This is a genomic window from Parafannyhessea sp. (assembly GCF_051876455.1).
GTDB lineage: Bacteria > Actinomycetota > Coriobacteriia > Coriobacteriales > Atopobiaceae > Parafannyhessea.
In genome coordinates this window covers 1-11,233 of sequence record NZ_JBJEHW010000079.1, presented here as the reverse complement: position 1 = coordinate 11,233, position 11,233 = coordinate 1, and the positions used below count along the sequence as shown (strand labels likewise).

7 protein-coding genes are annotated in these 11,233 nt (G+C 66.5%); 5 read left to right on the top strand and 2 right to left on the bottom strand.

Going from position 1 to position 11,233, the window contains the following annotated elements:
- Positions 1-247 precede the first annotated feature (247 nt).
- The gene (locus tag ACI38Z_RS03685) at positions 248-1,228 is read left to right on the top strand and encodes a threonine ammonia-lyase (RefSeq protein ID WP_439788835.1); all 981 of its coding nucleotides are present in this window, start codon (positions 248-250) and stop codon (positions 1,226-1,228) included.
- Between the two features lie 73 nt (positions 1,229-1,301).
- Here ACI38Z_RS03685 and ACI38Z_RS03680 read toward each other — a convergent pair whose 3' ends face one another.
- Both ACI38Z_RS03680 and ACI38Z_RS03675 read right to left on the bottom strand, forming a co-directional pair.
- Positions 1,302-2,663, bottom strand: a complete 1,362-nt coding sequence (locus ACI38Z_RS03680; protein ID WP_439788834.1) for a class I SAM-dependent rRNA methyltransferase — start codon at positions 2,661-2,663, stop codon at positions 1,302-1,304.
- Between the two features lie 108 nt (positions 2,664-2,771).
- On the bottom strand, positions 2,772-4,493 hold the full coding sequence (locus ACI38Z_RS03675) for a DEAD/DEAH box helicase (protein WP_439788833.1): 1,722 nt from the start codon (positions 4,491-4,493) through the stop codon (positions 2,772-2,774).
- Between the two features lie 418 nt (positions 4,494-4,911).
- Between ACI38Z_RS03675 and ACI38Z_RS03670 the strand changes: the two genes are divergently transcribed.
- The 4 genes from ACI38Z_RS03670 to ACI38Z_RS03655 form a co-directional block, all read left to right on the top strand.
- Complete coding sequence (locus ACI38Z_RS03670) at positions 4,912-5,883, top strand: homoserine O-succinyltransferase (RefSeq protein ID WP_439788832.1); 972 nt, start codon at positions 4,912-4,914, stop codon at positions 5,881-5,883.
- A gap of 42 nt (positions 5,884-5,925) precedes the next feature.
- On the top strand, positions 5,926-7,566 hold the full coding sequence (locus ACI38Z_RS03665; RefSeq protein WP_439788831.1) for a class I adenylate-forming enzyme family protein: 1,641 nt from the start codon (positions 5,926-5,928) through the stop codon (positions 7,564-7,566).
- 271 nt (positions 7,567-7,837) lie between these two features.
- On the top strand, positions 7,838-10,534 hold the full coding sequence (gene adhE / locus ACI38Z_RS03660; RefSeq protein WP_439788830.1) for a bifunctional acetaldehyde-CoA/alcohol dehydrogenase: 2,697 nt from the start codon (positions 7,838-7,840) through the stop codon (positions 10,532-10,534).
- A 43-nt stretch (positions 10,535-10,577) separates the two neighbouring features.
- The coding region (locus ACI38Z_RS03655) for a phosphotransferase family protein (protein WP_439788829.1) at positions 10,578-11,233 on the top strand (656 nt) is incomplete at its 3' end.

Here is an 11,233-nt window from a genome sequence, read left to right as displayed (position 1 = left end):
AGTGCGCGGACGTGCTGCGCACGTTCTTCCGGGCAAAGCGTGCCGCAAGGAAGCGTGCCGCGGCGGGTGCCTCCGCCGCCAGCCCCGCCGACACGCCAGAGGGCGAACGATGATGCCTTTTTGCGGCACGGAAGGTTTCGTTTTTCTCGCCAGTCGGTTATCTTTCATATGGCTTACATTTGCGTAGTCGGAAAGGCGCGCGCCACCGCGCGGCTGGGCCTGCCGGCGCTGCGACGGGGGAGCACGAATGAAAGAGTGGTTTGACGCGAACGACGTTCGCGAGGCTCGCGAGAGGATCAGGCCCTGGGTGCGCGAGACGCCGCTCGAGCAGTCGATCTACCTTGACTACGCGGACCGCAACTATCAGTTCAAGCTCGAGAGCCAGCAGGTTGGCAAGAGCTTCAAGTTCCGCGGCGCGCTCAACACCATATCGCAGCTGTCGGAAAGCGAGCGCCGCCACGGCGTGGGCACCGTCTCGACCGGAAACCACGGCGTCGCGGTTGCCATCGCGGCGCGCCTGCTGGGCATCCAGGACTGCTCCGTGGTGGTGCCTCTGGGCACGCCGCACGCCAAGACCGACCGCATCCGCTTCTACGGCGCCCGTTCCATGATGCTGGGCGCGGACTACGACGACGCCCTGACGCTGGGCCTCAACTACATAGACCGCTCCGAGATGTTCTACGTGGACCCGTACGAGCACGACCCGCGCATCTACGCGGGCCAGGGCACCATCGGGCTCGAGATCATGGAGCAGAACCCCGACGTGGACACCATCGTGGTGCCCATCGGCGGAGGCGGGCTGTGCACCGGCATCGCCGTGGCGGCCAAGTCCATCAAGCCAGACGTGCGCATCATCGGCGTGCAGACGGCCGCGTGCCCCGCGATGGTGGCCTCGATCGAGGACGGCACCTGCTACAACCGCTTTCCCACCGAGGGCGACACGGTGTGCGAGGCCATCGTGGGCGGCGTGGGCGAGATCGCCTTCGAGATGCTGCCCAACCTGATTGACGACATCGTGGTGGTGAGCGAGAAGAGCATCCGCTCCGCGTTCAAGTTCATGATCGAGCGCGAGCAGCTCTCCGTCGAGGCGGGCAGCGCCATGGTCGTGGCGGCCGTGCGCGAGTTCCCCGAGCGCGTGGGCGGCAAGAACGTGGCCCTGGTCATCAGCGGCGGCAACCTGGACATCAACATCCTGACGTCCGTGCTGCAGGAGGACTTTGACGACTAGCGGCGGGCTTTAGGCCCGGGCGTTGGCCGCGGACCGCGGCAAAGGCGGCGCGACCTCCCTGCCCGCTGGGGCGCTACACCACGCGGAAGATGAAGAAGTCAAGGTAGTGGGTCTCGGGCACGCCCCACAGGATGGGGTGGTCCGGCGCCTGCTGACGCTCCTCGACCTGCATGAGCTGCACGTTTGCCTTGTGCGCGGCATCCGCGATGGCCTTGGCCAGCAGGTCGCGCGTCATGAAGTGGCTGCAGCTGCACGTGGCCAGGTAGCCGCCGCGGGGCAGCAGGCGCATGGCCTCGTAGTTGATCTCGCGGTAGCCGTGGGCGGCGTTGCGCACGGTGCCGCGGCTCTTGGTGAAGGCCGGCGGGTCCAGCACGACGAGGTCGAAGGGGCCGCCCTCGCCCTGCATGAGCTGGCGGTCCTCGCGCAGGCGCGGCAGGTACTCGAGCACGTTTGCGCAGGTGAAGCCCATGCGCGGCGTGCCGTCGGGCGCAACGTCCAGCCCGTTGAGGCGGGCGTTCTCGCGCGCGAGGTCGATCGCCGTCTGGCTTACGTCCACGCAGCGCACGAACTCCGCGCCGGCACGCGCGGCTCCCAGGCCAAACGGCCCCACGTGGCAGAAGCAGTCGAGCACGCGGCGACCGCGCGCGATGTGCTGCACGGCGCGACGGTTGTACTTCTGATCCAGGAAGAAGCCGGTCTTCTGGCTGTTCTCCAGGTCGAGGTCAAACGCGATGCCGTTCTCGTGCGCGAGCACGCGGGCGCTGTCCGGCGTGGCCAGGCCGCAGACGGCCGGGCTCACGAGTTGCCTGACCTCTGCCGCAACGGCGCCGGGTGCAGAAAAGTCGTAGTAGCCCTTCTGCAGCGGGAGGCCCTCCTTGGCGCGGGCGGGGGAGTCGTTGCGCTGGTAGATGCCGCGTATGGACTGGCCGTCCGCGGCGAGCACGTCCACCAGCAGCGGAAAGATCACGGGCCGCAGGCGCTGCATGCCCACGGTGCCCACCTGCGCCACCAGGACGTCCTCGTAGCGGTCGACCACGAGGCCGGGGAAGCCGTCAGCCTCGCTAAAGATGACGCGGCAGCAGTTGGTGTCGGGCTCGCAGCCGGGAAGCGCGAGCGAGCCCATGGTCACCTTGCGGTGCTCCCACGCCCACTGGACCTTGCGCTGCCAAAAGGCGGCGTCAAAGCGGTCGTTCGCGTTCCTGCTCACCACGCGCACGCGGATCTTGCTCAAGAGCGAGATGAGTCCCGTGCCGTGGTAGCCGCCCTTCTCGTCCATCACGTCCACCACGTCGCCGTTTTGGGCCTCGCGCCCGTCCGTGGGGGCGCCCTCCATGCGCAGCACCTCGCCCTCGAACACCCACGGGTGGCCGCCGTTGAGCGCGCGCACCGCCTTCTTGGTGACGATTACCTGCGGAAACGGGCGAAGCTGCCTCATGCGATGCTCCTGGTACGGTACGAGTGTTTATGAACGGGCGAGAAGTTCGCGGCGCCTCGTCTGGCGCGGCGCCGCGGGTGCGACCGATGCGAGCGGTGTGCGGCCGGATTAGTAGTGCCTGCCGTAGCGGCCGCCGGAGATGCCGCGGCCGCGTGCGCGCGAGCCGTTGAAGAGGCTGCGCGTGGGCTTGTTGGTGCTGCGGCCGGGGTTGGGCACGATGCGCGTGGAGTCGTAGTCGAAGCCCTCGAGGTCCCACGTGGGCACGAGCTTGTGCGTGAAGTACTCAATCTCGCGCAGGGGGCTGATCTCATCCGGCGCAACAAAGGTAAACGCAAGGCCGCTGTGGCCGGCGCGTCCCGTGCGGCCGATGCGGTGCACGTAGTCCTCCGGGTCCATGGGCACGTCGAAGTTGACGACGGCGTCGATTCCGGAGACGTCGATCCCGCGGCTCATGACGTCGGTCGCGACGAGGACCTGCACCTCCGCCGCGCGGAAGCGCTCGAGCGCCCGGTCGCGCTCGCGCTGGTTGCGGCCGGAATGCATGAAGTCGGACTTGAAGCCGGCGCGCCTGAGCATCTGCGCGACCTCGTCCACGCGGGTCTTGGTGCGGCAGAACACGAGCACGCGCTCCGGGTCGTAGCGGCGCAGCAGCGCCTCGAGCAGCTGCAGCTTCTGGCCCTGCGTGACGGGGCAGAGGTGCTCCTCCACCGTGTCGGCCGTCTGGCCCACGCGCGCGATCTCGACCGTGGCGGGGTCCTTGAGCATGGCGTCCACCGTGCCCTTGATGGAGGGCGGGATGGTGGCCGAGAAGAGCAGGGTCTGGCGCTCGCGGGGCAGTGCGGCCACGATGCGGCGCACGCTGGGCCAGAAGCCCATGTCGAGCATGCGGTCGGCCTCGTCGAGCACGAAGACCTTGACGTCCCTGAGGCTCAGGTGGCCGTGCTCCATGAGGTCGAGCAGACGGCCCGGCGTGGCCACGAGCAGGTCGCAGCCATCCTCGAGCCTGCGGATCTGGCGGTCGAGCTTGGTGCCGCCCATCACGACGACGGCCGTCTGGCCCGTCTTCTGGCACACGACGGAGACGACGTCCTCGATCTGCTGGGCGAGCTCGCGCGTGGGGGTCACGACGAGCGCGAACGGCCCGAAGGGATGCGCGTTGGGGTTGGGCGCGAGGTCCACGTCGCTCTTGCGGCCGCGCCTGCGGGAGCGGCGGCGCTTGGGCGCGCCGGGCTTGGTGTCGCTGGCGGCCGCCGCGCGCTTGGCGCCGGGCTTGGACTTGGCGCGCGAGCCGGGCTTTGCGCCGGCCTTGGGCTTGGATGCGGATGCGTCCTTTGCACTGGCGGATGTCGCCTCGGCCTTGCCCGCGCCGGCGGCCGCCTTCTTGTGGTGGCGGCGCCTCGTGCGGTGGAGGCCCTGGATGTTGCCCTGTGCGTCGACCCCGGCCGAGGTGGAGGCGCTTCCGTCGTCGGCGGCGTCCGCGAGGACGTCCGGGCCGTCGGGCTGCGGGCCTTCCGCGGCGGGGGAGCCTGGCTTGGCATCGGGCGCGGGGGACGAGGGCGCGTCCTTCTCGCCCGCGGGCTTGTCCTGCGCGGCGAGGCGTGCCTGCTCCTCGCGCGCCGCACGGGAGTACGGCTCGATGAGCTGCAGGATCGGCAGCGCGAAAGCGGCCGTCTTGCCCGTGCCGGTCTGTGCGGACGCGATGACGTCGCGGCCGGCGAGCACCAGCGGGATGGCCTGCTCCTGGACGGGGGTTGGTGTGGTGAAGCCCAGGGCCTCGACGCCCTGGAGGATGTGCTCGTCTAGCCCGAGCTCGGCAAATGTCTTGTTCATGCCCCCAAGTATCCACCATCTGGGCGCTTTCTGCACGCCAACTGCGGCTTTGCCGTGTGCCGCACACAATAAGCGCAGGTAGCGGCCGTGTCGCGGCGCCCGCGGGCCGGGTTGCGCCCAACGTTGGGAATCACGCGCGCGAGGTTGGGTAAAGTTGGTAAGGTATTGAGGTTGAACGCTATTTGAACGCCGGTGGCCACCGGAAGACGGGCGACCGCGGCGGATGGAAAGGCAGTGTCCCCGTGTGTAGGAAAGCCATCTGGGTGCAGGACGGCATGGTGCTTCGAATGCGCTAGCGTCACGCAAGGTTGGCCCGTTGCGTGACGGTCTTCGCGAGGGCCACTGGCACGGGTTCAGACGGGCGCAAGGCGCCAACACCCGCGCCGCACAGACGCAACGCCTACGCTAGGAGAAGAGCATGCCAATCAACATTCCGGACGGGCTTCCCGCCAAGAAGATCCTGCACCAGGAGCGCATCTTCGCGCTCGAGGAGGAGGCCGCGACCGAGCAGCAGATCCGTCCGCTCGAGGTCGCGATCCTGAACCTCATGCCCACCAAGATCGAGACCGAGACCCAGATCCTGAGGCTCATCTCCAAGTCGCCGCTGCAGGTCAACTGCGACTTCATGCGCGTGTCGAGCCACGAGTCCAAGAACACGCCCGAGGACCACCTGGTCAAGTTCTACCAGACGTTTGACGAGCTCAAGGGCAACAACTACGACGGCCTCATCATCACGGGGGCGCCCGTGGAGCAGATGCCCTTCGAGGAGGTCGACTACTGGGACGAGCTCTGCCGCATCATCGACTGGAGCCAGGAGCACGTGCTCAGCACCATGTACCTGTGCTGGGGCGCCATGGCCGGCCTGTGGCACCTGTACGGCATCCCCAAGCGCCAGCTGGGCAGCAAGCTGTTTGGCGTCTTCCAGCAGCGCCTGTGCGACGAGTACAGCTTCCTCACCAACGGCTTTGACGAGGTGCACAACATGCCGCACTCGCGCCACGCCGCCATCGACACGAACGAGCTCGCCAAGCACCCCGAGCTGCACGTGCTCTCGGAGAGCTTCAAGACGGGCCCGGCGCTCCTGGCCACGCGCGACTTCCACGAGATCTACGTGACCGGCCACTTTGAGTACGGTCGCGACACCCTGGCAAACGAGTTCTGGCGCGACTTCAAGAAGGGCCTGCCCATCAACGTGCCCGAGAACTACTTCCCGCACGACGACCCCGAGCAGCAGCCCCTCTTTACCTGGCGCGCCCACGCCAACCTGCTGTACCGCAACTGGCTCAACTGGGTGTACCAGATGACGCCGTACGAGCTGGAGAGGATCCCCGAGGCGATAAAGAGCCTCAAGGCCTCCAGCGACGGCATGGTGGACAAGTTCGAGGCATAGCTCTTCTCGCCCATAGCACTTCTCGTCCGCAAGGAGGACAGCGTGACCATCGTCGACATGCTGCGCAACAACGCGGCCACGTACCCGACCGAGACGGCGCTCGTCGAGGTCAACCCCGAGGTTCGCGAGAACCGCCACGTGACGTGGCGCGAGTACGAGCTGGTGGAGAACACGGAGGACGAGCCGTTCCGCCGCGAGATGACCTGGCAGGTGTTTGACGAGCAGGCCAACCGCTTCGCGAACCTGCTGCTCTCGCGCGGGGTGCACAAGGGCGACAAGGTCGCGCTCCTGCTCTACAACTGCATCGAGTGGCTGCCGCTCTACTTTGGCATCCTCAAGAGCGGCGCCACCGTGGTGCCGCTCAACTTCCGCTACGCTCCGGACGAGATCGAGTATTGCATAAAGAAGGCCGATGCCGACATCCTGGTATTTGGCCCCGAGTTCATTGGCCGCGTGGAGCAGATCGTGCCGAGGATCCAACGCGGGCGCCTGCTGTTCTATGTGGGCGACGACTGCCCCACCTGGGCGGAGAGCTACCGCGAGCTGGCGCAGCTCTGCTCCAGCGCCGACCCGATGGTCCCGCTCTCCGAGGACGAGGACGCCGCGATCTACTTCAGCTCGGGCACCACGGGCTTCCCCAAGGCGATCCTGCACCACCACAGCAGCCTGACGCAGGCGGCCGAGATGGAGGCCGTGCACCACAAGACCACGCACGAGGACGTGTTCCTCTGCATCCCGCCGCTGTATCACACCGGCGCCATGATGCACTGGCTGGGCTCGCTCAGCGTGGGCGGGCGCGGCGTGCTGCTGCGCGGCGTGAGCCCCAAGACCATCCTGGGCACCGTGTCCAAGGAGCGCTGCACCATCGTCTGGCTGCTGGTCCCCTGGGCGCAGGACATCCTGCTCGCCATCGAGGAGGGCACCGTCACGCTGAGCGACTACCACCTCGACCAGTGGCGCCTCATGCACATTGGCGCGCAGCCGGTGCCCAAGAGCCTCATCCGCCGCTGGAGGCAAGTCTTCCCCAACCACCAGTACGACACCAACTACGGCCTGTCCGAATCCACGGGCCCCGGCTGCGTGCACCTGGGGCTCGAGAACATCGACCACGTGGGCGCCATCGGCGTGCCCGGCTACCGCTGGCAGTGCAAGATCGTGGACGAGAAGGACGAGCCCGTGGAGCAGGGGGCCGTGGGCGAGCTGTGCGTCAAGGGCCCGGGCCTGATGGAGTGCTACTACAAGGACCCCGCCGCCACGGCCGAGGCACTGCGGGGCGGCTGGCTCCACACCGGCGACATGGCGCGGCAGGACGAGGACGGCTTCTACTGGCTGGTGGACCGCAAGAAGGACGTCATCATCACGGGCGGCGAGAACCTCTATCCCGTGCAGATAGAGGACTTCATGAGCGGCTGCGAGGCCATCCAGGACGTGGCCGTGATCGGCCTGCCCGACGAGCGCCTGGGCGAGATCGCGGCGGCCGTGGTGCAGCTCAAGCCCGAGTACGTGGGCAAGGTGCAGGAATCCGACATAGACGAGTTCTGCCTGGGCCTGCCGCGCTACAAGCGCCCGCGCCGCATCATCTTCGCGGACGTGCCGCGCAATCCCACCGGCAAGATCGAGAAGCCGCTGCTGCGCAAGCGCTACGGGGCAACGGAGCTCGTGGCGAGGGAGAACCAGGCCTAGCGGGCCGCGGGGCCACGGCCCCGGCGGCATTGCGATCAATGGCGGGGCGAGAGGGGCGGGGGTACGTCCTTCTCGCCCCGCTCCATACCGCCGCCTTCGCTTGGCAGAATGATTAGCGTTTGCTGGCCAACGTGCCCCGAATCGTGTGTTCCGAAAACGTTTCCAGTCCGTTCACACAAAATGTCTCCGCATTCTATAAAATGAGCACAGTCGTAATGCGACGTAGGCCCGGGGCCCTGGCGCCCCCGGCCGACAAGACGAAGGAGAGAACATGTCCGAAGCCCCCGAGACAAAAGCTCCGCAGGTCGACGCGCCCGTGTACGATGACGGACCGGCTATCGTCGTTCACAGCGACGACGAGATCGACGCGAAGCTCGCGCAGATGCGCGAGGCCCAGAAGAAGTACGCGACCTACACCCAGGAGCAGGTCGACAAGATCTTCAAGGCGGCCGCCCTTGCCGCGAACAAGGCCCGTATCCCCCTGGCTCAGCTTGCCTACGACGAGACCGGCTACGGCGTCGTCGAGGACAAGGTCATCAAGAACCACTTCGCGGCCGAGTTCGTGTACAACAAGTACCGCTACACCAAGACCTGCGGCGTGATCGAGGAGGACAAGGCCTACGGCATGACCAAGATCGCCGAGCCCCTCGGCGTCGTGGCCGCGGTCATCCCGACCACCAACCCCACGTCCACCGCGATCTTCAAGTCGCTGCTCTGCCTCAAGACCCGCAACGCCATCATGATTAGCCCGCACCCGCGCGCCAAGAAGTGCACCACCGAGGCCGCTCGCGTCGTGCTCGAGGCAGCGGTCGAGGCCGGCGCCCCCGAGGGCATCATCGGCTGGATCGAGAAGCCGTCGCTGGTCGCCACCAACACGCTCATGTCCGACGCCGACATCATCCTCGCCACGGGCGGCCCGGGCATGGTCAACGCGGCCTACAGCTCCGGCACCCCGGCGCTCGGCGTCGGCCCGGGCAACAACCCCGCCATCATCGACGACTCCGCCGACGTGGTGAACGCCGTCAACTCCATCATGCACTCCAAGACGTTCGACAACGGCATGATCTGCGCCACCGAGCAGAACGTCATCGTCCTCGACGGCGTCTACGACGCGGTCAAGGCAGAGTTCCAGAAGCGCGGCGCCTTCTTCCTGCAGGGTGAGGACATCGACAAGGTCGGCAACACCGTCATCGTCAACGGCGCCGTGAACGCCAAGATGGTCGGCCAGCCCGCGACCAAGATTGCCGCTGCCGCCGGCGTCGAGGTTCCCGCCTGGACCAAGATCCTCATCGGCGAGACCGAGTCCGTCGACCCCTCCAACCCCTGGGCGCACGAGAAGCTCACGACCATCCTCGGCATGTACCGCGCCAAGGACTTCGACGACGCCATCGCCAAGGCCTCCCGCCTCATCGCGGACGGCGGCTACGGCCACACGTCCTCGCTCTTCATCGACACGCGCGAGACCGAGAAGCTGCAGAAGCACGCCAACGCCATGAAGACCTGCCGCATCCTCATCAACACCCCGGCTGCGCAGGGCGGCATCGGCGACATCTACAACTTCCAGCTCACCCCCTCCCTCACGCTGGGCTGCGGCTCCTGGGGCGGCAACTCCTTCTCCGGCAACGTCGAGGTTCACCAGCTGCTCAACATCAAGTCGGTCGCAGAGAGGCGTGAGAACATGCTCTGGTTCCGTACCCCCGAGAAGGTCTACTTCAAGAAGGGCTGCATGCCCGTCGCCCTCCGCGAGCTCAAGGAGGTCTACGGCTGCAAGCGTGCCTTCATCGTCACGGACTCCTTCCTGTACAAGTCCGGCTTCACCAAGAAGATCGAGGAGCCGCTCGACAAGATGGGCATCGCGCACTCCAGCTTCTGGAGCATCTCGCCCGACCCCAAGCTCCAGGACGCCCAGAAGGGCGAGGAGCTGCTCCGCGCCTTCGAGCCTGACGTGATCATCGCCATCGGCGGCGGCTCCGCAATGGACGCCGGCAAGATCATGTGGACCATGTACGAGCACCCGGAGGAGAAGTTCGACGACATGGCCGTCGACTTCATGGACATCCGCAAGCGCGTCTACCGCTTCAAGAAGATGGGCGAGAAGGCCAAGTTCGTCGCGATCCCGACCTCCTCGGGCACCGGCTCCGAGGTCACGCCGTTCGCCATCATCACGGACGCCGAGACCGGCATCAAGTGGCCCATCACGGACTACGAGCTCATGCCGACCATGTCCATCGTCGACACCGACAACATGATGACGCAGCCCAAGGGCCTGACCTCCGCGTCCGGCATCGACGTCCTCACGCACGCCATGGAGGCCTTCGTCTCCATCATGGCGTCCGACTACACCGACGCCATCGCGCTCAAGGCCGCCAAGCTCGTGTTCGACTGGCTGCCCAAGGCCTACTCCGAGCCCACGAACGTCGAGGCCCGCGACCACATGGCCAACGCCTCCTGCCTCGCCGGCATGGCCTTCGCCAACGCCTTCCTCGGCCTCAACCACTCCATGGCCCACAAGCTCGGCGCCTACCACCACATCCCGCACGGCTGGGCCAACGCGGTCATCCTCACCCGCGTCGCCCGCTACAACGCGGCCGAGCGTCCGACCCGCATGGGCACGTTCTCGCAGTACCAGTACCCGCATGCCAAGGCGCGCTACGCCGAGATGGGCCGTTACTGCGGCTTCACCGGCAAGGATGACGACGAGGTGTTCGAGAACTTCATGAAGGGCATCGAGGACCTCAAGGACTTCATCGGCGTCAAGAAGACCATCGCCGACTACGGCGTGGACGAGAAGTACTTCCTCGACACGCTCGACGAGATGTCCGAGAACGCGTTCAACGACCAGTGCACCGGCGCGAACCCCCGCTACCCGCTCATCGCCGAGATCAAGTCGCTCTACCTGGACGCCTACTACGGACGCCCTGCGACCTCCTACGAGGACAAGGGCCTCACGATCCGCGACTCCGAGTAGCCTAGAGACGTTCAGCGAACCAAGATGAGGAGATGACTGCACCATGGAACTACCCAAGGACAAGAAGGTCATCAAGACCCGTCACAACAAGGTCGTCTATGACTGCGGCGACACGGTCGTAAAGGTCTTCAATGCCACGAAGCCGCACGCGGACGTCTTCAACGAGGCGCTGAACCTCGCCCGTGCCGACCAGGCCGGAATCGACGTGCCCAAGCTCGTCGAGGTCAGCAAGGTCGACGGCTCCTGGGCGCTCGCGACCAAGAAGGTCGAGGGCAAGACCATGCGCGAGCTCGTGGACGAGGACCCCTCCAAGCTTGACGAGGTCATGAAGGACTTCGTCAGCCTGCAGCTTGACATCCACAAGCACCGCAACGACCTTCTGAACCGCCAGAAGGACAAGTACACCCGCATGATCAACTCCGTGAGCGAGGTGCTCGACGAGTCCACCCGCTACGACCTGCTGATGCGTCTGGACGGCATGCCCAACCACCAGAAGATCTGCCACGGCGACTTCGTTCCCTCCAACGTGATCGTCCGCCCGGACGGCAGCTACTGCGTCTGCGACTGGGCGCACGCCAGCCAGGGCGACGGCTCCGCGGACTGCGCGGTGTCCTACCTGCACTTCAAGCTCAACGGCCAGGACGACTTCGCCAAGTCCTACCTCAACACCTACTGCGAGCTGCAGGGCACCACGGTCGA

Bases quoted from the DNA above. Each gene is read 5' to 3' on its own strand.
- ACI38Z_RS03675 (WP_439788833.1), bottom strand. From the start codon at position 4,493: ATGAACAAGACATTTGCCGAGCTCGGGCTAGACGAGCACATCCTCCAG.
- ACI38Z_RS03670 (WP_439788832.1), top strand. From the start codon at position 4,912: ATGCCAATCAACATTCCGGACGGGCTTCCCGCCAAGAAGATCCTGCAC.
- ACI38Z_RS03685 (WP_439788835.1), top strand. From the start codon at position 248: ATGAAAGAGTGGTTTGACGCGAACGACGTTCGCGAGGCTCGCGAGAGG.
- ACI38Z_RS03680 (WP_439788834.1), bottom strand. From the start codon at position 2,663: ATGAGGCAGCTTCGCCCGTTTCCGCAGGTAATCGTCACCAAGAAGGCG.
- adhE (WP_439788830.1), top strand. From the start codon at position 7,838: ATGTCCGAAGCCCCCGAGACAAAAGCTCCGCAGGTCGACGCGCCCGTG.